The sequence below is a fragment of the Bacillus sp. ISL-47 genome (assembly GCF_018613175.1).
Taxonomy (GTDB): domain Bacteria; phylum Bacillota; class Bacilli; order Bacillales; family Cytobacillaceae; genus Cytobacillus.
Genome location: NZ_JAGGQS010000019.1, coordinates 172117 through 193944 on the forward strand (window position 1 = coordinate 172117; position 21828 = coordinate 193944).

Below are 21828 nucleotides of genomic sequence, written 5' to 3' on the forward strand. Positions count from 1 at the left end.
AAGGCTCTTTTCTAAAAGATTGTTGTTTATTTATGATTTTGTGATTAAAAACCATTGAAAAATCAACCTCTCCACACTACTTGTTTAAGTAGCAGCAAAATGCGCGAAAACAGCCTTATCTAAAGAACGGGTAACGGAAACAAAAGCGGATGTATACCGGATCTTTTTCTTTTAACACGGAGTAAGGGAACAAAAGAGGGACATACATGCCAAAATTTTCGTTAAGCTCAAGGAATGGGAACAAAAAAAGTATACATACCGAAACTTTATCTTTAAGTGTGAGGAAAGGGAACAAAAGGAAGGCTGAATTTTTGCCTCAGCTTTATGAAAGGAAAGAAAAAGTGATACCTAGAGAAATGTTCCAAGAGTTTTAATAAATAATTCCACCTTCGTTAAATGTTGTGCCGTTTGCTAAAAGTTTGCCCGTGTCTGGAAACGCCTCCGAGAAATAATAAAGGAAACACCAATAGAACGGAGGAAAAAGGCATGGATGCAAAAGCAGAAGGGCTCTATTCAGAACTCCGTAATACAAGACAAGAAATATTGGAAAGACTGATGGAAGGCAATAGTTCAGCTTTGATTAAACCAATTTTATTGGAAGAACTGCATGACATTGAGCAAACGCTTAGAAAAATTGAAAATGGCGATTATGGGAAATGTGAAATTTCCGGTGAACTGCTTCCTGCAGATTTGCTTGAAATGATACCGACCTTAAAAACGATGGAGGATTGCAGCATGCTCGGGAAATATTACCGAAAGTCGATCTATCATTGAGTTTAAGCGTGTGCTGTGTTTTTTATTCAGTTTGTGCTAAAATGCAAAGGTAATGATATGAGATATGGGGGTTGCCTTTGTGTTTTATTACATAATTGCTTTGTTCGTGATTGCTCTTGACCAGCTGACAAAATGGCTGATTGTAAAGAACTTCGAATTAGGGGAAAGTGTGAAGGTTATTGAAGACTTTCTCTATATTACATCGCACCGCAACCGTGGCGCTGCTTGGGGTATCCTGCAGGGTCAAATGTGGTTTTTCTATGTGATAACCGTCATTGTCATCATTGGAATTATTTATTACATTCAAAAAGCAGCTAAAGGCAAAATGCTACTGGGTGTCTCTTTGGGATTAATGCTGGGCGGAGCGATTGGAAACTTTATTGACAGAGTATATCGGAAAGAGGTTGTTGATTTTATCAACACCTATATTTTTGGCTATGACTTCCCCGTTTTCAATATTGCTGACTCGGCATTGGTGATTGGAGTAGGCATGCTGATGATTCAGATGCTGCTTGAAGAGAGAGAAGCAAAGAAGGAGAAATCTTATGGAGAAAATGGAACACATCATTCCTGAGGAACAGGCAGGAGAAAGAATAGATAAAGTACTATCCACGCTTAATGCAGAGTGGTCAAGAACCCAGGTTCAGCAATGGATTAAGGATGGCAATGTTCTTGTAAATGGGCAAAAGCCGAAAACAAATTATAAATGCACAGTGAATGACCGTATTGAGATCACCATACCCGATCCCGAAGAATTGGATGTTGTCCCTGAAGAAATGGACTTGGATATTTATTATGAGGATCAGGATGTCCTTGTTGTGAATAAACCTAAAGGAATGGTCGTCCATCCTGCAGCTGGGCACGGAACCGGCACCCTTGTAAACGGCCTGATGGCCCACTGCAAAGATCTTTCAGGGATAAATGGTGTTATGAGACCTGGAATCGTTCATCGTATAGATAAGGATACATCAGGACTTCTCATGGTTGCCAAAAACGATTTGGCTCATGAAAGCCTTGTTAACCAGCTTATGAAAAAAACGGTAACACGTAAATACCGCGCCATCGTCCATGGAGTTATTCCCCATGATTATGGAACCATTGATGCACCGATTGCCAGAGACCCTAAGGATCGTCAAAGTATGACAGTAGTGGACAATGGCAAACATGCAGTCACTCATTTTCATGTCCTCGAACGTTTTAAGGATTTCACACTTGTTGAATGCCAGCTGGAAACAGGCAGGACCCATCAAATCCGTGTGCATATGAAATATATCGGGTATCCCCTTGCAGGAGATCCAAAATACGGGCCAAGGAAAACCCTGGATCTGGGAGGGCAAGCCCTTCATGCGGGAGTGCTGGGATTTGATCACCCAAGGACGGGAGAGTATCTGGAATTTGAAGCATCCCTTCCTTCTTATTTTCAAGAGCTCATAGATAATCTTGCAAATAATCGTTGACAACTGTCCATATGTGCTATAAGATGACTATAGTTAAATAAGTCCTTTAAAACAGTCCCGTGAGGCTGGGAAGGAAACGGATTGGAATCGGGGATACTGTATCCTCATTCTGCAGCAGACGACTTCGTTTACCCTCTCGCCGTATCGGTGAGAGGGTTTTTTTATTATAAAAGAGGTGATCAGAATGCAGCAAAAAGCAATTGTCCTGGACGAACAAGCAATCAGGAGAGCACTGACAAGGATTGCCCATGAAATCATTGAGAAAAACAAAGGAATCGAGAATTGTATCCTGATTGGCATCCGGACTAGGGGGATATACCTGGCAAACCGCTTAGCGGAACGGATCGAACAGATAGAAGGAGCAAAAATTGCAGTTGGCGAGCTTGATATTACTTTATACAGAGATGACCTTACTAAAAAGACTGAAAATCAGGAACCGTTAGTCAAAGGCTCTGATATCCAAAAGGATATCAATGATCAAAAGGTTATCCTTGTGGATGATGTCCTTTATACAGGAAGGACGGTTAGAGCTGCCCTTGATGCACTGATTGATATCGGGAGGCCGTCTCAGATTCAGCTTGCTGTCCTTGTTGACCGGGGACATAGAGAGCTGCCAATAAGAGCTGATTATGTAGGTAAAAACATACCAACTTCAAGTTCGGAGAAAATCGTAGTTGAGCTGAAGGAAGTAGATGAAAACGATCAAGTAAGCATATTCGAAAAATAAATAGTCCTTTTAAATGCAGTCCAGAGAGGCTGACAAAGGGGAACTCAGCAGAAGCGGTCTGTCTTTTGCTGTCCTCTTTCACCCTCTTTGCGCCTTACTTGCAAAGAGGGTTTTTTAATAAAACAAAGAGGAGAGATTTGAATGAATAAACCAATTTTAGACATAAATGACATCCCATCACCGGCCCACTGGCTGACATTAAGCTTACAGCACTTATTCGCAATGTTCGGAGCAACCATTTTAGTACCATACTTGGTCGGGTTAAACCCCGCGATTGCCTTGATTTCCAGCGGACTTGCAACCATTGCCTTTCTAATCATTACAAAATGGCAGGTACCGGCATACCTCGGGTCATCTTTCGCTTTTATCGCTCCAATCATCGCTGCAAAAGCAGCCGGCGGCCCGGGAGCAGCCATGATCGGAAGCTTTATGGCAGGCCTTGTTTACGGAGCTGTTGCATTAATCATCAAAAAAGCAGGCTACCGCTGGATCATGAACCTGCTTCCGCCAATTGTAGTAGGTCCAGTCATCATCGTAATCGGGCTGGCACTTGCAGGCACAGCAGTCGGCATGGCAATGAATAACCCTGAAACAGGTGAATACAGCATGCTGCATTTCTCTGTAGCGCTTGTAACGCTGGCAGCAACAATCATCTTCTCCATCTATGCAAAGGGCATGCTCAGCATGGTGCCAATTCTGGCAGGAATCATAATTGGATATGTTTATGCACTGGCAATGGGCATAATCGACTTCTCATTAGTTCAGCAGGCAGCCTGGTTTGAAATGCCTGAGTTCTTGTTTCCTTTCGCAGATTATGAAGTAAGGATAACACTTGATCTGGCGCTTCTAATGATTCCGGTAGCAGTAGTAACGATCTCAGAGCATATCGGCCATCAGCTTGTACTTGGAAAAGTAGTCGGAAAAGATTATATTAAGGAACCTGGATTGCACCGTTCCATTCTTGCAGACGGAACAGGAACTATGATTTCAGCATTAATCGGAGGACCGCCAAAAACAACATACGGTGAAAACATCGGTGTATTGGCCATCACTAAAATCTACAGTGTCTATGTACTGGCAGGTGCCGCAGTCATTGCGATAATCTTTGGATTCATCGGTAAGGTTACAGCCCTAATCAGCTCCATTCCGACACCCGTTATGGGCGGAGTATCCATCCTGCTGTTCGGTATCATCGCTTCATCTGGCTTAAGAATGCTTGTTGACAGCAAAGTGGACTTCGGAAACAACCGCAACCTGGTTATTGCATCAGTCATCCTTGTACTGGGAATTGGCGGAGCGCATATTGAAATCTGGGCATTCAAACTAGAAGGAATGGCCCTGGCTGCGATCAGCGGCGTCCTTCTAAATCTGATTCTTCCAGGCAGAGAAGAAGCTAAAGATGACATGCTTGAAAGTGAAAACGAAAAAAAAACGAATGTAGCATAACACGTTTTAACTAGGTCCAGAGAGACTTAAAAGGGTGTTGGCGGCAATTTGGCTAAACGGGACCAGTGTACCCAAATGCCAGGTGGCCTCAACTATGCAGCACCCTGACCGAATTGGCAGGGTGCTTTTTTATGGAAAACTGTGTAAAACTAATTGCGGATTATCAACACCCAAGTTTCAAAGATCCTTATTGAAAAGCTCTTAAATAAAAGAGGAGGGAAAATATGAAACATTTGCTTACTACCTCAGATTTAGAGATAGAAGAAATTTATAACATTCTGGGTGACGCGCAGTACTTTTTAAATGGCGGAACATGGACACCTGAAAACAAGGTTTTTGTCGCCAACCTCTTTTTTGAAAATAGTACGAGAACAAAATGCAGCTTTGAAGTGGCAGAAAGACGGCTTGGACTGGATATTATCCCTTTTGAAGTAAGCACTTCAAGTGTTTCAAAGGGTGAATCATTATACGATACGGTCAAAACACTTGAAGCGATTGGTGTGCATGCAGTTGTCATCCGCCATAGCAAGGATCGATACTTTGATGAACTGACAGGCAGAGGCGGGGTTTCCATTCTGAATGCCGGAGACGGATGCGGACACCATCCTACACAGTCATTACTTGATTTACTGACAATCAAGCAGGAATTCGGAACTTTTGAAGGCTTAAAAGTAGCAATTATTGGAGATATTTCACATAGCCGGGTGGCCAGATCAAATGCGGATGCACTTGTCCGGCTTGGAGCAAACGTTGTTTTTTCAGGACCTAATGAATGGTTTGATGATGAAATGCTTGAAAATGGCGTTTATGAAGATATAAACACAGCCATCGAAACCTCTGATGTCGTAATGCTTTTAAGAATCCAGCATGAACGGCATGAGTCGAAGGCAAACCGTACTGCTGGAGAGTATCACCTTGCTTACGGATTAACAGAAGAACGAGAGAAAAAAATGAAGCCGAAAAGCATTATCATGCATCCTGCACCGGTAAATCGAGGCGTAGAGATTGCAGATAGTTTGGTAGAATGCGAGCGTTCCAGAATTTTCAAACAGATGCAAAATGGAGTATTCATCCGGATGGCAGTTTTGAAAAGATCCATTGAACAAATTGAAGGGGGAGCTAATTATGTCAACATTAATCAAAAATGGCCAGTTGCTTACTAATAAAGGGGAATTTCGAGTAGCTGATATTTACATAGAATCCGGAAAGATCGCCGAAATTGGCACGAATATTAAAAGAGAAGCACAGGAAATTATTGATGCACAAGGTTTACTTGTTGCTCCAGGCTTTATAGACCTGCATATACACTTGCGCGAGCCAGGCGGAGAAAAGAAGGAGACAATTGAAACCGGGACTAAGGCTGCTGCCAAAGGCGGTTTTACAACTGTTGCGGCGATGCCGAATACAAGGCCGGTTCCTGATACGAAGGAACAGCTTGAAAAATTGAACAAGCGGATTGAAGAGAAAGCAGCTGTCAAAGTTCTGCCGTATGCATCAATTACGATCCGTGAGCTTGGTCAGGAATTAACTGATTTTAAAGCACTTAAAGAAGCTGGAGCATTTGCCTTTACAGACGATGGAGTGGGAATTCAGTCAGCAGCAATGATGCTTGACGCTATGAAGCAAGCAGCAGAAATCAATATGCCGATTGTCGCCCATTGTGAAGAAAATACCCTCATTAACAAAGGTTCTGTACATGATGGAGTTTTTGCTAAAGAGCATGGGCTGAACGGTATTCCTTCCGTCTGTGAGTCTGTACAAATTGCAAGGGATGTCCTGCTTGCAGAAGCAGCCGGCTGCCATTATCATGTCTGCCACATCAGCACGAAGGAATCTGTAAGAGTGGTAAGAGATGCAAAGCGCGCGGGGATCAAGGTCACTGCGGAAGTAACCCCGCATCACCTCCTGCTTTGTGACGAAGACATTCCAGGTCTGGATCCAAACTTTAAAATGAACCCGCCGTTAAGAGGTGCAGAAGATAGAGACGCCTTAATCGAGGGGCTGCTGGACGGGACGATTGATTTTATCGCAACCGACCATGCTCCACATACAACAGGGGATAAAGCGGAGGGCATGGTGCTGGCGCCTTTCGGAATTGTCGGCTTGGAAACAGCCTTTCCGCTGCTTTACACCCATTTTGTAGAGAAAGAAATTTTTACACTAAAGCAACTGATCGATTACTTAACAGTTAAACCTGCAGAGGCATTCAGCCTTCAGTCAGGAAGAATAGAAACTGGAGCAGAGGCTGACTTGGTTCTACTGGACTTGAACCATCAGGAAAAAATTAATCCTGCAGAATTTTTATCAAAAGGAAAAAACACGCCATTCTCTGGCTGGGATTGTAAAGGCTGGCCAGTATTGACAATGGTTGACGGAAAAATTGCCTGGAACAGAGGGAGTGTAAAAGCATGAAAAAACAGCTGATTCTGGAAGATGGAACTATTTTTATCGGAAAAGGGTTTGGAAGTGATGTAAATTCAATTGGAGAGATTGTATTCAATACAGGGATGACAGGTTATCAGGAAATCTTGTCAGACCCTTCCTACTGCGGGCAAATTGTTACTCTTACTTATCCATTAATCGGAAACTACGGAATCAACCGGGATGACTTTGAATCCATTTCTCCTGCGATTTCAGGGTTTATTGTAAAAGAAGCAAGCGAGTATCCTTCCAACTGGAGAAATGAGCAGTCATTGAACGAATATTTCAAGATGAAGAATATTCCGGGTATTGCGGGAATCGATACAAGAAAATTAACAAGAATCATCCGCCGGCATGGAACGCTTAAAGGGGCTATCTGCAGCATGAATGAAAACCCTGAAACGATCATCGAAAAATTGCGTGCAACCATGCTGCGCAACGACCAGGTAAAGCAGGTTTCTACTAAGACATCTTATCCAAGCCCAGGGCGCGGCAGCAGGGTTGTCCTCGTAGATTTCGGAATGAAGCACGGTATTTTAAGGGAACTAAATAAGCGGGATTGTGATGTGATTGTTGTTCCTTACAATACTTCAGCTAAAGAAATTCTCAGCTTGAGCCCTGACGGTGTCATGCTGTCCAATGGACCTGGGGACCCGAAAGATGTTCCGGAAGCCATCACAATGATTAAGGAACTATTAGGTAATGTGCCTATTTTCGGGATTTGCCTGGGCCATCAGCTCTTTGCATTGGCGTGCGGTGCCAATACAGAAAAAATGAAATTTGGCCACCGGGGCTCTAATCATCCAGTAAAAGATCTGAGTACTGGAAAAGTAGCTTTAACTTCACAGAACCATGGTTATTCAGTTGAAGAAAATTCAATAGCGGGCACACCGCTTGAAATTACTCATATTGCGTTAAACGATGGAACGATCGAAGGGCTGAAACATAAAGAAGTACCAGCTTTTACCGTACAATACCACCCGGAAGCTTCACCAGGACCAGAAGATGCAAACGGGTTATTTGAACAATTCCTGCAAATGATTGAAACACAAAAAGAGGAAGGTGCTGCAGCATGTCAAAGCGTACAGATATAAAAAGCATTTTAGTAATCGGATCGGGACCTATTGTAATCGGCCAGGCAGCAGAGTTTGACTATGCGGGCACACAGGCCTGCATCGCTTTGAAAGAGGAAGGCTATCGCGTAATCCTAGTAAATTCAAACCCGGCAACGATTATGACTGATACAGAAATTGCTGACGCGGTGTACATAGAACCGCTAACCCTCGAATTTGTCAGCCGTATCATCCGGAAAGAGCGTCCAGATGCGCTTGTTCCGACACTGGGTGGCCAAACTGGCTTGAATCTGGCTGTCGAGCTGGCTGAATCTGGTGTCTTGGAGGAATGCGGCGTTGAGATTCTTGGAACAAAATTATCTGCCATTCAGAAAGCAGAAGACCGAGATCTTTTCCGCAATTTGATGAATGAGCTTGACGAGCCTGTACCTGAAAGTGAAATTATTCATAACCTGGATGAAGCATTCGAATTTGTAAATAAAATCGGGTATCCGGTAATTGTTCGCCCTGCTTTCACTCTCGGAGGTACCGGCGGGGGAATCTGTCATGATGAAGAAGAATTAATTGAAATTGTGGCAAGCGGCTTGAAGAACAGCCCTGTTACCCAATGCCTTCTTGAAAAGAGCATCGCAGGATTCAAGGAAATAGAGTATGAAGTAATGAGAGATTCCAATGACAATGCGATTGTTGTCTGTAATATGGAAAATTTTGATCCGGTCGGCATCCATACAGGCGATTCCATTGTTGTAGCACCAAGCCAGACTCTCAGTGACCGCGAGTACCAGCTGCTGAGAAACACTTCACTAAAAATTATACGCGCATTAGAGATTGAAGGAGGCTGTAATGTTCAGCTCGCGTTGGATCCACACAGTTTCAATTACTACATCATAGAAGTAAATCCACGTGTCAGCCGTTCCTCTGCACTGGCATCAAAAGCTACAGGTTATCCGATTGCGAAGCTTGCAGCAAAGATTGCAGTAGGACTGACACTTGACGAAATGATGAACCCTGTTACTGGAAAAACTTATGCCTGCTTCGAACCGGCTCTGGATTATATCGTTTCAAAAATTCCGCGCTGGCCGTTTGATAAATTTGAATCTGCAAACCGGTCTCTTGGAACACAGATGAAGGCAACCGGAGAAGTAATGGCGATCGGACGTACGCTGGAAGAATCTTTACTAAAAGCAGTCCGCTCACTTGAAGCAAATATCCACCATCTTGAATTGAAGGATGCTGAACTAATCTCAGATGAATTGATTGAAAAACGGATAAGAAAAGCAGGCGACGAGCGCCTGTTTTATATCGGGGAAGCTATTCGCAGGGGAGTAACCATTGATGCGATCCATGAGTGGAGCAAGATCGACCTGTTCTTCCTGCACAAGATTAGTAAAATAATAGCCTTTGAGAAAGTATTAGCTGAAAAGCCGTTTGACCAGGAAACAGGAAAAGTGGCAAAAGAAATGGGATTTGCCGATTCGGTAATCGCCAAGCTTTGGGGAGCCAAGGAAATCGAAGTATACAGCTGGAGGAAATCCAATAATATCGTCCCTGTTTACAAAATGGTTGATACGTGTGCTGCGGAGTTTGAATCTGAAACACCATACTTCTATGGAACGTATGAAGATGAAAACGAATCTTTGGTAACAGACCGCAAGAGTGTCGTTGTCCTCGGATCTGGTCCAATCCGCATTGGCCAGGGAGTAGAATTCGATTACTCAACAGTTCACGCAGTATGGGCCATTAAGGAAGCAGGCTATGAAGCAATCATCATAAATAATAATCCTGAAACTGTTTCAACAGACTTCAGTATTTCCGATAAACTCTACTTTGAACCGCTGACAATTGAAGATGTAATGCATATTATTGATTTGGAGCAGCCTGAAGGAGTGGTTGTACAGTTTGGCGGGCAGACAGCCATCAACCTGGCTGCAAAGCTGGTAGAAAGAGGCGTGAAAATTCTCGGAACTTCCCTTGAGAACCTTGATCGAGCAGAAGACCGTGACAAATTCGAGCAAGCTCTTACTGAATTGGCTATTCCAATGCCAAAGGGAAAAACAGCTTTATCAGTGGAACAGGCTGTCACAATAGCAAGTGAAATCGGCTATCCTGTGGTGGTTCGTCCATCTTATGTACTTGGCGGAAGAGCGATGGAGATCGTGTACAAAGAAGAAGAGCTGCTTCACTATATGGAAAATGCGGTTAAAGTAAATCCGGAGCACCCGGTATTAATAGACCGTTATTTGACCGGAAAAGAAATTGAAGTAGATGCGATTTCTGATGGCGAGAATGTTCTTATCCCAGGTATTATGGAGCATATTGAAAGAGCCGGCGTCCACTCTGGGGATTCAATCGCGGTTTATCCTCCGCAAAATATTTCAGAGGAAATCAAAGAAAAGCTGGTTGAGTACACGCAAAAGATGGCAAAAGGACTGGGGATTATCGGTCTTCTAAACATCCAGTATGTAATCGCTAAAGGGGAGGTATATGTGCTTGAAGTTAATCCTCGCTCAAGCCGGACGGTGCCTTTCTTGAGCAAAATTACAAATGTACCAATGGCCAAAATAGCTACAAAGGTTATTTTAGGACAGTCATTGGCCAACCAGGGGTACGGATCTGGACTTCTTCCAGAAAGAAGCGGCGTGTTTGTTAAGGTTCCGGTCTTCTCCTTTGCCAAGCTGAGAAGAGTGGACATCACTTTAGGGCCGGAAATGAAATCAACCGGGGAAGTTATGGGGAAAGACACAACGTTAGAAAAAGCCCTTTATAAAGGCCTTGTTGCTTCCGGCATGAAAATTCAGCCATTCGGAACCGTGCTTATGACAGTAGCGGACAAAGATAAAGAAGAAGCCCTGCAGCTCGCAAAACGTTTCGTGTCTATAGGCTACAGACTGATGGCGACAAGCGGAACAGCTTTATTTCTTCAATCTGCCGGCATACCTGTTAAAGTGACCGGAAAGATCGGATCTGAAGGGCAAAACCTTCTGGATGTAATTAGAAATGGCGAAGCACATTTTGTGATTAATACGTTAACAAAAGGCAAACAGCCAGCCCGGGATGGATTCCGAATCCGCCGTGAATCTGTTGAAAATGGCGTACCATGCCTAACTTCACTGGATACGGCTGAAGCAATCCTTCGAGTGATTGAATCTATGAATTTCTCCGCGGATGCGATGGATAAACCAGAACAAATTCGGGAGGCTGTTCTATCTTGATCAAGCAGGAAATATGCACAGTAATCGCTCAACATAAAATTGCAAATAACATTTACGAGCTCACCCTTCAAGGTGAGCTTGTCCATGAAATGACCGAGCCAGGTCAATTCGTCCATTTAAAAGTATCAGAGGGCTTTGATCCCATGCTTAGAAGGCCGATCAGTATTGCTGAAATCGCTCCTGACTTGAGTCAATTTAAGATGATTTACAGGGCTGAAGGCAGGGGCACGGTTAAGCTTTCAGAGAGAAAAGCTGGTGATGCTGTTGATGTGTTGGGCCCTTTAGGAAATGGCTTCCCTGTCCACGAAGCAAAACCAGGGGATACAGCCCTGCTTGTTGGCGGAGGGATTGGTGTACCGCCGCTTTATGAGTTGTCCAAGCAGCTTGTAAAACTGGGCGTAAAGGTAGTTCATATACTAGGCTTTCAGACAGAGAGTGCTGCCTTTTATAAAGAAAAATTTTCGAAACTCGGAGAAACCTATATTGCCACAGCCGATGGCAGCCTTGGGACAAAGGGCTTTGTCACGAATGTAATAGATGAATTGAAACTGGACTTCGATATTCTTTATTCCTGCGGCCCGACACCAATGCTTAAGGCACTGGAAAGTCAGTATCGACATAAAAACGTATATCTGTCACTTGAAGAACGGATGGGCTGCGGAATCGGCGCATGCTTTGCCTGTGTCTGCCATACCGGAGATGATCCTGCAGGCTACAGCTATAAAAAGGTTTGCAGTGACGGACCAGTTTTTAAAGCAGGGGAGGTTGTTATATGAGCTCATTAAACATTAGCCTTCCAGGGCTTGATTTAAAAAATCCAATTATGCCGGCATCAGGGTGTTTTGGATTTGGCAGAGAATTTAGCCAGCTCTACGATTTGAGTAAGCTGGGAGCGATTATGATTAAAGCGACCACTTCTGAACCTCGATTTGGAAATCCAACCCCAAGAGTTGCGGAAACTTCAGCAGGTATGCTGAACGCGATTGGGCTGCAAAATCCGGGATTAGAAAAAGTTGTGAATGAAGAGTTAGTGTGGCTCGAGCAATTTGATGTACCCATCATAGCTAATGTTGCCGGTTCACAGGAAGAAGATTATGTTGCTGTGGCAAAAAGAATTTCAGCTGCCAAGAATGTGCATGCTCTTGAACTTAACATCTCTTGCCCGAACGTCAAAACAGGTGGAATTGCCTTTGGAACGATTCCAGAAACAGCCAGGAACTTAACAAAAAAAGTAAAAGAAGTTTCAGAAGTTCCCGTATATGTAAAGCTTTCTCCGAATGTCACAAATATAGTAGAATTGGCAAAAGCAGTAGAGGATGGCGGCGCAGACGGATTAACGATGATCAACACGCTAATTGGCATGAGACTGGACCTGAAAACAGGCAATCCAATTCTGGCAAATAAAACTGGGGGCCTTTCAGGACCTGCGATAAAGCCGGTTGCACTAAGAATGATTTATGAAGTCAGCCAGCAGGTATCCCTTCCGATTATCGGAATGGGCGGAATCGAATCTGCCGAGGATGTAATAGAGTACTATTATGCAGGAGCAAGTGCAGTGGCCGTTGGTACAGCGAATTTCGTAGACCCGTTTGTCTGTCCGAAGATTATTGATGAGCTGCCTGAACTTTTAAAAAATCTCGGCTATGAACATATATCAGAGTGTACAGGAAGGAGTTGGAAGAAACATGAACAAGCCGCTTATTATTGCTCTTGATTTTGCAGGGAAAAATGATGTAAATCGTTTTCTTGCACACTTTGAGAATGAGAAACTATTTTTGAAAGTTGGGATGGAGTTATTTTACCAGGAGGGGCCATCCATTGTTTATGAATTAAAAGAAAAAGGACATGAGATTTTCCTGGATCTTAAACTCCATGACATTCCGAATACAGTAAAGAATGCGATGAAAGGCCTGGCAGGACTAGGCTGCGATATGATCAACGTTCATGCTGCCGGGGGAAAATCCATGATGGAAGCTGCTCTTGAAGGGCTGGAAGCAGGCCGCGGATCTGGCAAAAGGCCATTCTGCATTGCAGTTACCCAGCTTACAAGCACTTCTGAACAGCAAATGAAATCAGAGCAATTAATACCTGTATCACTGAATGAATCAGTTCTGCATTTTGCCAGTCTTTCCAAAGAGGCGGGGCTTGATGGTGTTGTATGTTCAAGTTTTGAAGCAAAAGAAATCAGTGCCCGTTTAGGAGAAACTTTTTTAACGGTTACACCAGGGATCCGGATGTTATCAGATAATTGCGGGGATCAAAAGAGGGTTGCCACACCTGAGTTCGCAAGAGCGGAGGGAGCCTCAGCCATTGTGGTTGGACGTTCAATAACAAAGTCGGAAAATCCTTTGGAAAAATATATGCAATGCAAGCAATCATGGGAGGGCGTACTCAATGAAGCGTAAAATAGCAGAAAGATTACTGGACATCAAGGCAGTTGCATTAAACCCAAACGATCCATTCACCTGGTCATCAGGACTGCGTGCCCCAATTTATTGCGATAATCGTTTGACACTATCCTACCCTGCTGTAAGGAAAGAAATTGCTGCTGGCCTTCAGGAAATCATTAATGAAAAGTTTCCTGATGCCGAGCTCATCGCTGGAACAGCTACAGCCGGCATTCCGCATGCAGCCTGGACAAGTGACTTAATGGATCTCCCTATGTGCTATGTCCGCTCTAAGGCAAAAGGGCATGGCAAAGGCAAGCAAATTGAAGGAAAAGCTGAAGCGGGACAGAAGGTAGTTGTTGTAGAGGACCTGATTTCAACTGGGGGAAGCGCAATAACTGCGGTAAAGGCGCTAAGAGAAGCAGGCTGTGAAGTATTGGGTGTTGCCGCGATCTTTACATACCAGCTTGAAAAAGGCAAAGAAATGCTTGCTGAAGAGAATATTGAGGCAATCACTTTGACAGATATCGAAGCTCTAACAGATGTAGCAATCGAGATGGGTTATATTCAGGAAGAGGATATGGAGAAATTGATGGAGTGGCGTAAAGACCCTGCCGAGTGGGGGAAGGTTAAGCAATAACCTGCTTAGTGTAAATTGAATTTAGGAATGGCTTAAATAGGTTTGTTGTTCCTAAAATATCGATATCCAGTTTTGAAAAATTAATTTTCATAAAGAAAAAAGCAAGCATCTTTTGCTTGCTTTTTCTTTTAATTACTTAATTTTGTTTTAAAGACAGTACTATCTCTTCATCCGGTGTAACATACACTGTCTGCTGATGGTCATAGATCACAAATCCCGGCTTAGCGCCGCTCGGTTTTTTTACATGCCGAACCTGGGTGAAGTCCACCGGTACTGAGCTGGAACTGCGGGCTTTGCTGAAGTAAGCAGCAAGGGAAGCGGCTTCGAGTATAGTTTGCTCGGCTGGCTGCTTGCTGCGGATAACAACATGGGACCCCGGTATATCCTTTGTATGCAGCCAAATTTCATCTCTCGCTGCCACCTTGTTGGTTAAATAATCATTTTGCTTATTATTTTTCCCAACCAATATTTCTGTGCCGTCTGTGGCCATATAACGGTCAAGGTTGGGCTTAATGTTTTGATGTTTTTTGCCGCCGCGCTTTTGTCTTTCTCTTATATAACCGCCATCAACAAGCTCTTCTCTAATTTCGGCAATATCCCTCGTTGAAGCCGTTTCCACCTGCTGTAAGAGAGAATCGAAGTAGGCTGCTTCTTCTTCAGCTTTTTTAATTTGCTCTTTCACAACAATGATTGCGTTCTTCGCCTTTTGGTATTTTGTAAAGTATTTTTGTGCATTCTCGGATGGTGACTTACGTGGATCCAATGGAATTACAACGGTTCCGCCATCTTCATCATAATAATTGATAACTTCAACTTCTTTCATTCCTTTTTGAATTGCATAGATATTAGCCGTAATCAGTTCGCCGAATAATTGATGCTTATCGGCATTTTCAGCTTCCTTCAATGTTCTTTTCAGTTTTTCGATTTTCTTTTCATTTTTTTCTTTTTCATTCACAATGAAGCGCTCCAGGTCATTTGATTGCTGTTTGACCCGGTCTCTTTCAGCTTTTCCGAAATAGTAGCGGTCAAGCATGTCGCTTAGTGAATTGAACTCGCGGCTTTTGCCTTTTAAATGCTGGAGCGGAAATAAGTAAAAGTTTTCTTTTTGTTCTCCAGCTGTGATAGACGGTTGTATGGAATGGTTTTTCACAAGGTTAATAAAATGCAACAAGCTTTTTGGAACCGTTGTCCGGTTGGCAAGGCCTGCATGGTGAATGACTTCTTTTGCAAAAAGCGGTGAAATTCCAGCAAAGCTTGAAACAATCTGTTTATCAATTTTACCGCTGTTAAAATCAATTTTGCATAATACTTCCTGTTCACTTGCCTCAAAGGGGTTATGTTTGTCTTGTGAAGGCGGAAGAACATACTCATGTCCCGGCAAAATTGCTCGGTGGCTATTAACCGCAAACGACACATGCTTAATGCTGTCCAGGATAATGTTTCGAGTTTTATCCACCAGCGTGATATTGCTGTGCCGGCCCATGATTTCCACGATTAACTGCTTATAGGACGTATCGCCAATCTCATTTCTTCCTTTCACTTCAAATATAATGATCCGGTCCAATCCAATTTGATGGACATCTTCAAGTATATATCCCTCTAAATGCTTCCTTAAAAGCATGCAGAACATTGGAGGTTCGGAAGGGTTTTCATGTGCCTCATTCGTAAGCTGTACTCTGGCATAGCTTGGATGCGCGGACAGCAAAACCTTGTGATTTTTGCCGTTTGCGCGCACAACCATGATAATTTCATTTTTAAAAGGCTGCTGGATTTTATTTATTCTTCCGCCTTTTAAAGTATTGTTGAGCTCTTCGGTCATAGCTCTTGTAAATAAACCGTCAAATGACATATTGGAACATCCTCTTCTATTGGAAATTGCTTTTGATATTGATTTGCTTCTCTGACATTTTTATTTAAAGTTATAGAATTATTCTTTCATTAAAATAATAAAAATCAAGTCTAAAGCCCCGATTCTATTTTGGTCTGTTTAAGATCTCTTACGATTTTTACCAGCTGGTTAACGGACGAAAGCTTTGAAAAGGTATGCAGGCGTTAATCCCGCTGATTAACGACGATAATCCGATCTGGAGAGCGGAAAAGGTAGTTAATCCTGCCGATTAACGACGATAATCCGTACCGGAGAGCGGAAAAGGTAGATAATCCCGCCGATTAACGACGATAATCCGATCTGGAGAGCGGAAAAGGTAGTTAATTCTGCCGATAAACGACGATAATCCGTACCGGAGAGCGGAAAAGGTAGTTAATGCCGCTGATTAACGACGGTAATCCGAGCCGGAGAGCGGAAAAGGTAGTTAATCCTGCCGATAAACGACCATAACCCAAATGCTATTCATTCTGTACAAGAAAGCGATCTTAGCAGTTAATCTCTTAATAGACAAACCGATTCCGCTTTTCTAATTAATAATAGCATTTTTTTGGACAGGGCTGAATAAGCTTTCTTTAGAGTGAGATTGGACAACTCTGCTTCACTTGAATTTAGCAAAAGAAGCAGGACGGTCCGCCGCATGGCGGATTCTCTTTAATGTCTAGCTGTGAGCGCTGCTGGAAGTGATGGATGCATCGTTTTAGCAAGCGGGAATTCGATTAATTCCAGTGTCCCAAGCCGCTCTCCGCTTTTCTCAAACCACAAAGGAGGAAGTGTGATGTCCGGATGAAGTTCCATGAAATGAACGAAAGAGAGGTCGAGCAAGCCTTAAATACAGATATTAAGGCGGGCTTAACGGAAGATGATGTAAAGAAACGGCGCAAACAATACGGCTATAACGAGTTAAAAGAGGGAGAAAAGCAGTCGGCTTTGCTCTTATTTTTTAGTCAATTTAAAGATTTCATGGTCCTTGTCTTATTAGCCGCCACCTTGATTTCAGGGCTGCTTGGTGAATATATTGATGCGATAGCAATTATTGCAATAGTGGTCATAAATGGGTTTTTAGGTTTTTTCCAGGAGAGGAAAGCAGAAAAATCGCTTCATGCACTTAAGGAATTATCAGCTCCCCAAGTAATTGCGCTCAGAGATGGCCAGTGGATGAAGATCCCTTCGAAAGAAGTAGTGGTAGGCGATCTTCTGAAATTTGTTACGGGTGACAGAATAGGGGCAGATGTGAGAATAGTAGAGTCGAATAGCCTGGAAATTGAGGAGTCCGCTTTAACAGGTGAATCTCTGCCTGTCCAGAAAACGACCGGGTCTTTAAAAACTGCCAATCTTGCCATAGGGGATATGGAAAATATGGCTTTTATGGGTACGATGGTGACCCGCGGCAATGGATTAGGTGTTGTAGTTGGAACAGGTATGAATACAGCTATGGGGCAAATTGCTGATCTCCTGCAGAATGCGGAAACAATGGTTACACCTTTGCAGCGCAGACTCGAACAGCTCGGCAAGATCTTGATTACTGCCGCTATTTTACTAACCGTGCTAGTCGTTGCAGCTGGGGTAGCGCAGGGCCAGGAGTTATATACAATGTTCCTTGCGGGTGTATCACTGGCTGTTGCTGCTATTCCAGAAGGACTTCCGGCAATCGTTACAGTAGCCCTGTCACTTGGTGTCCAAAGGATGATAAAGAAAAAGGCGATCGTCCGAAAGCTTCCGGCAGTCGAAACGCTCGGTTGTGCTTCTGTAATCTGCTCAGATAAAACCGGTACGATGACACAGAACAAGATGACGGTTACTCATTTATGGAGCGGCGGAAAAGAGTGGAGAGTTGACGGCATTGGCTATGAGCCACAAGGACAATTTTACCGCAATGATAATCAAATTGAACCTAAAAGTGATAAGGCGCTTCAGCAGATGCTCATGTTTGGGATGCTCTGCAACCATGCAGAGATACAGCAGAAAAATAATGAATTTATAATTGATGGGGATCCGACGGAAGGGGCATTGCTTGTAGCTGCTATGAAAGCGGGCTATAACCGGAGCAGTTTGTTGAATCAGTTCCGGATTATCAATGAGTTTCCATTTGATTCTGCCAGGAAAATGATGAGTGTTGTCGTTAAGGACCATAATGGCAGACAATTTATCGTGACAAAAGGAGCGCCAGATGTTTTAGCCGGCAAGAGTGAAGCGGTTCTTTGGGATGGAAAACGCCAGATATTAACCAGGGAGCTTACAGGCAAGATTCAGGGAGCGATTGAGGAACTGGCTTCGCAGGCATTAAGAACAATTGCGATCGGCTATAAAGAAATTCCTTCAAAGAACGTGATTCTTGACGAGAAAGAAGCAGAACAGGGGCTTACCTTCATTGGCTTGCAAGGGATGATCGATCCTCCTAGGCCTGAAGTCAGAGAAGCTGTCAAGGAATGCAAGGAAGCCGGGATCAAAACGGTCATGATTACTGGCGACCATGTCATTACAGCCCAGGCAATTGCCAAACAGTTAGGCATTTTAACAAAGGGCTCCCAAGTTCTTCAAGGGAAAGATCTTGCCGAGATGTCGGTTGAAGATCTTGAAGATGTGGTTGAGGATGTGGCCGTATTCGCAAGGGTATCACCAGAGCATAAGCTAAAGATTGTTAAGGCGCTTCAAAATAGAGGCCATATTGTTGCTATGACCGGAGACGGAGTCAATGATGCCCCTGCAATAAAAGCGGCAGATATAGGCATTTCGATGGGCATTACCGGAACAGACGTGGCTAAAGAGGCATCTGCTTTAGTACTACTGGATGACAATTTCGCTACGATAAAAGCCGCCATAAAAGAAGGAAGAAATATTTACGAAAACATCCGGAAATTTATCAGATACTTGCTTGCTTCTAACGTGGGAGAGATTCTTGTTATGCTTTTCGCAATGCTGCTTGCTCTTCCGCTGCCTTTAGTGCCTATCCAGATTCTCTGGGTCAACCTGGTAACCGACGGTCTGCCGGCAATGGCGCTAGGCCTTGACCAGCCGGAAGAAAATGTAATGAAGCGAAAACCGAGAAGCCCGAAGGAAGGTGTTTTCTCCAGGGGGCTGGGCTGGAAGGTTGTATCGAGAGGGTTTTTAATCGGGCTTGTCACATTGCTTGCGTTTATTTTTGCCTATAAAGCACACCCTGACCACCTGGCATACGCCCAGACTGTTGCTTTTGCCACTTTGGTTATGGCACAGCTGATCCATGTGTTTGATTGCCGTAGTGAAAAATCTGTTTTTTCAAGGAATCCTTTCGGCAATAAGTATTTGGTGTGGGCAGTTATCTCATCCCTTCTTTTAGTGCTCATTGTTATATACTATCCGCCGCTGCAGCCTATCTTCCACACGGTTCCGATTGACATGCGCGACTGGTTTATGATTACCGGACTGTCAGCTATTCCAACATTTTTGCTGGCCGGTACATTTTTGGCAAGAAAAACAAAATAAAATATGTTATAATCCTTAAGGTAGTAGAGATGACTCTATTACCTTTCTTTTTTGCGTAAAAAAAACTGCAAGTTATAATCCCCATAAATTACTATATCTTTATCATAGATGGCACAGTCTTTTTGTGAGCTGGATTGTTGTTCTTTTTTGAAGGGTTAACTGTTAGGCCATAGATCCTCTTAAAAGCTGTGCTTTTCCCAAAAGGAAGTGTAAGAAATGGTTGTAAGTATGACTGGCTTTGGCAGAAGCAAGAAAGATTCCGGGCAATTTTCTATTACTGTCGAAATTAAGACTGTAAACCATCGTTTTTCCGAGTTTCATATGCGTATGCCCAGGCAGCTGATGCACATGGAAGATAAAATTAAGAAAAAGCTTGGCGAGCATATTGGAAGAGGAAGAATAGAAGTTTATGTCACAATTGAAGGCGAAGGTTTGGCCAGCCGAAAAGTAAATGTTGACTGGGAACTTTTAGATGAATATTATCAATACATAACTGCAATTAAAACAAAGTACGATATCCAAAATGATCTTTCTATAGAGGACATTATTCGGGAAGAACTGATTGGCATAGAGGAAAAGGAAAAGGAAGCTGGCAATGAGGAATTGAGCCAGCATGTCCTTTCCGCTGCTGAAGAAGCATGCTTGCATCTAACCCAGATGCGTCAAGCTGAGGGGCTTGAGTTAGAGAAGGATGTCCGCTGCCATCTTGGTCTGCTTAGCCAAAGGGTAATCCTGCTGCGTGAGCTCTCTCCAAAAGTAGTTCAGCTATACCAGGAAAGATTGGAAAAGCGCATAAAAGATTATCTGGACGGCCAGATTGATGAATCAAGGATATTAACAGAGGTTGCGGTGTTTGCTGATAAAGCGGATATTAATGAGGAGCTGGCAAGGCTGCAAAGTCATATCAGCCAATTTGAAAAAACGCTTCAGCTAACAGAACCTGTTGGCAGAAAGCTTGATTTCCTTCTGCAGGAGATGAACAGGGAAGCCAATACGATTGGATCCAAGGCGAATGATGCGGCGATTGCTGCAGAAGTGGTTGAAATAAAGAGCCTGCTGGAAAAAATGAAGGAACAAATTCAAAATATTGAATAGCAGTTGTTTAGATTGCCGCTTTGGGGGTCAAAATAAATAACTGATGATTGGAGGACCCAAATGTCAATTAAACTGATCAATATCGGCTTTGGCAATATTGTCTCTGCCAACCGGATAATTTCTATAGTAAGTCCTGAATCTGCCCCAATTAAACGGATCATTCAGGACGCGCGTGACAGGGGCTCTTTGATTGATGCGACATATGGGAGGCGCACCCGGGCTGTTATTGTTATGGACAGTGACCATGTTATTTTGTCTGCGGTCCAGCCGGAAACTGTCGCGCACCGATTAAACGACCGTGATGAAATTATTGAGGAAGGGTAGGATTGTTTAAATGAAAGAAAAAGGGTTATTAATTGTTCTATCCGGACCCTCAGGTGTAGGAAAAGGAACTGTTAGAAAAGAAATATTTTCTCAGCCAGATACCTCGTTTGAGTATTCTATCTCCATGACAACGAGAGCGCCAAGAGAGGGAGAAGTAGACGGGGTTGATTATTTTTTCAAAACCCGTGAAGAATTTGAAGAACTGATCCGCCAGGACAAACTGCTTGAATATGCCGAATTTGTCGGGAATTATTACGGTACGCCTGTAGATTATGTTAGAGAGACTCTGGACCGCGGCAAAGATGTATTCCTGGAAATAGAAGTTCAAGGTGCCCGCCAGGTCCGTGAGAAATTTCCTGATGGTCTATTTATTTTCCTTGTACCTCCAAGCTTATCAGAGCTTAAGAACCGTATCGTGACAAGAGGAACAGAGACGGAAGATATTATTAACAATCGCATGAGTGTGGCAAAAGAAGAAATTGAAATGATGAACCTCTACGACTATGTGGTGGAAAATGATCAAATTGACCTTGCCTGTGAGAGAATTAAATCCATTGTGGTAGCTGAACACTGCCGCAGGGAACGTGTAGAACCGAAATATAAAAAGATGCTGGAGGCTGAATAAAGATGCTTTATCCTTCTATTGATTCCTTAATGACTAAGATTGATTCCAAATATTCACTTGTTTCCGTTGCTGCCAAACGTGCACGTAAGCTGCAATTAAACGCAAGGCCACAGCTTGAAAACTATAAATCACATAAAAATGTGGGCAAGGCTCTGGAAGAAATCCATGCCGACCAGCTTCACTACCGTCTGGGTGAGAAAAAGGCTAATGAATCATACGAGTAAAAACGCTGAATAACAACCTTTCAAAAAGGTTGTTATTTTTATTTCTTCTTTTGGTTTTAATAGATGAAAATTG

At 43.3% G+C, this 21828-nt stretch carries 19 protein-coding genes; 18 read left to right on the plus strand and 1 reads right to left on the minus strand.

Annotated elements, in window-relative coordinates:
- Positions 1-486: 486 nt before the first annotated feature.
- The 13 genes from J7I93_RS07190 to pyrE all read left to right on the plus strand — a co-directional run bounded on the left by J7I93_RS07190 (position 487) and on the right by pyrE (position 14137).
- A complete protein-coding gene (locus J7I93_RS07190; RefSeq protein ID WP_214724731.1) occupies positions 487-774 on the plus strand; it encodes a TraR/DksA C4-type zinc finger protein in 288 nt (95 codons plus the stop codon).
- A gap of 79 nt (positions 775-853) precedes the next feature.
- Complete coding sequence (gene lspA, locus J7I93_RS07195; protein ID WP_214724733.1) at positions 854-1348, plus strand: signal peptidase II; 495 nt, start codon at positions 854-856, stop codon at positions 1346-1348.
- Entirely contained in the window at positions 1320-2231 is a 912-nt protein-coding gene (locus J7I93_RS07200) for an RluA family pseudouridine synthase (RefSeq protein WP_214724735.1), read from the plus strand. Before lspA ends, J7I93_RS07200 begins: the two co-directional genes overlap by 29 nt.
- A 184-nt stretch (positions 2232-2415) precedes the next feature.
- The gene (gene pyrR, locus J7I93_RS07205) at positions 2416-2958 is read left to right on the plus strand and encodes a bifunctional pyr operon transcriptional regulator/uracil phosphoribosyltransferase PyrR (RefSeq protein ID WP_214724737.1); all 543 of its coding nucleotides are present in this window, start codon (positions 2416-2418) and stop codon (positions 2956-2958) included.
- A 141-nt stretch (positions 2959-3099) separates the two neighbouring features.
- The gene (locus J7I93_RS07210) at positions 3100-4404 is read left to right on the plus strand and encodes a solute carrier family 23 protein (protein WP_214724739.1); all 1305 of its coding nucleotides are present in this window, start codon (positions 3100-3102) and stop codon (positions 4402-4404) included.
- 224 nt (positions 4405-4628) lie between these two features.
- Positions 4629-5567, plus strand: a complete 939-nt coding sequence (locus J7I93_RS07215) for an aspartate carbamoyltransferase catalytic subunit (RefSeq protein ID WP_214724741.1) — start codon at positions 4629-4631, stop codon at positions 5565-5567.
- Positions 5530-6816: a dihydroorotase gene (locus tag J7I93_RS07220; protein ID WP_214724742.1), complete on the plus strand. Its 1287-nt coding sequence runs from the start codon at positions 5530-5532 to the stop codon at positions 6814-6816. Before J7I93_RS07215 ends, J7I93_RS07220 begins: the two co-directional genes overlap by 38 nt.
- Positions 6813-7919 carry a carbamoyl phosphate synthase small subunit gene (locus J7I93_RS07225; RefSeq protein ID WP_214724744.1) on the plus strand — a complete coding sequence of 369 codons (1107 nt, stop codon included), beginning with the start codon at positions 6813-6815 and terminating at the stop codon, positions 7917-7919. Before J7I93_RS07220 ends, J7I93_RS07225 begins: the two co-directional genes overlap by 4 nt.
- Positions 7898-11110 carry a carbamoyl-phosphate synthase large subunit gene (carB, locus tag J7I93_RS07230; RefSeq protein WP_214724746.1) on the plus strand — a complete coding sequence of 1071 codons (3213 nt, stop codon included), beginning with the start codon at positions 7898-7900 and terminating at the stop codon, positions 11108-11110. The genes J7I93_RS07225 and carB overlap by 22 nt, the downstream gene beginning before the upstream one ends.
- Positions 11110-11886, plus strand: coding sequence for a dihydroorotate dehydrogenase electron transfer subunit (locus tag J7I93_RS07235; protein ID WP_483297128.1), 777 nt, complete (start codon positions 11110-11112; stop codon positions 11884-11886). The genes carB and J7I93_RS07235 overlap by 1 nt, the downstream gene beginning before the upstream one ends.
- Positions 11883-12824, plus strand: a complete 942-nt coding sequence (locus J7I93_RS07240; RefSeq protein WP_214724750.1) for a dihydroorotate dehydrogenase — start codon at positions 11883-11885, stop codon at positions 12822-12824. Before J7I93_RS07235 ends, J7I93_RS07240 begins: the two co-directional genes overlap by 4 nt.
- Positions 12796-13515 (plus strand): orotidine-5'-phosphate decarboxylase, encoded by a 720-nt coding sequence (pyrF, locus tag J7I93_RS07245; protein WP_214724752.1) that lies wholly within the window; start codon positions 12796-12798, stop codon positions 13513-13515. Before J7I93_RS07240 ends, pyrF begins: the two co-directional genes overlap by 29 nt.
- On the plus strand, positions 13505-14137 hold the full coding sequence (gene pyrE / locus J7I93_RS07250) for an orotate phosphoribosyltransferase (protein WP_214724754.1): 633 nt from the start codon (positions 13505-13507) through the stop codon (positions 14135-14137). Before pyrF ends, pyrE begins: the two co-directional genes overlap by 11 nt.
- Before the next feature lie 136 nt (positions 14138-14273).
- Here pyrE and J7I93_RS07255 read toward each other — a convergent pair whose 3' ends face one another.
- Complete coding sequence (locus J7I93_RS07255; protein ID WP_214724756.1) at positions 14274-15986, minus strand: Rqc2 family fibronectin-binding protein; 1713 nt, start codon at positions 15984-15986, stop codon at positions 14274-14276.
- Positions 15987-16808: 822 nt separating this feature from the next.
- Between J7I93_RS07255 and J7I93_RS07260 the strand changes: the two genes are divergently transcribed.
- From J7I93_RS07260 to rpoZ, 5 genes are all read left to right on the plus strand, one after another.
- Positions 16809-19487, plus strand: a complete 2679-nt coding sequence (locus tag J7I93_RS07260; RefSeq protein WP_214724758.1) for a calcium-translocating P-type ATPase, SERCA-type — start codon at positions 16809-16811, stop codon at positions 19485-19487.
- A gap of 216 nt (positions 19488-19703) precedes the next feature.
- Positions 19704-20582 (plus strand): YicC/YloC family endoribonuclease, encoded by an 879-nt coding sequence (locus tag J7I93_RS07265; RefSeq protein ID WP_214724760.1) that lies wholly within the window; start codon positions 19704-19706, stop codon positions 20580-20582.
- A 60-nt stretch (positions 20583-20642) separates the two neighbouring features.
- Complete coding sequence (gene remA, locus J7I93_RS07270) at positions 20643-20906, plus strand: extracellular matrix/biofilm regulator RemA (protein ID WP_026585597.1); 264 nt, start codon at positions 20643-20645, stop codon at positions 20904-20906.
- Positions 20907-20916: 10 nt separating this feature from the next.
- On the plus strand, positions 20917-21531 hold the full coding sequence (gene gmk, locus J7I93_RS07275; RefSeq protein WP_214724762.1) for a guanylate kinase: 615 nt from the start codon (positions 20917-20919) through the stop codon (positions 21529-21531).
- A gap of 2 nt (positions 21532-21533) precedes the next feature.
- Entirely contained in the window at positions 21534-21755 is a 222-nt protein-coding gene (gene rpoZ / locus J7I93_RS07280; RefSeq protein ID WP_214724764.1) for a DNA-directed RNA polymerase subunit omega, read from the plus strand.
- Positions 21756-21828: the final 73 nt, after the last annotated feature.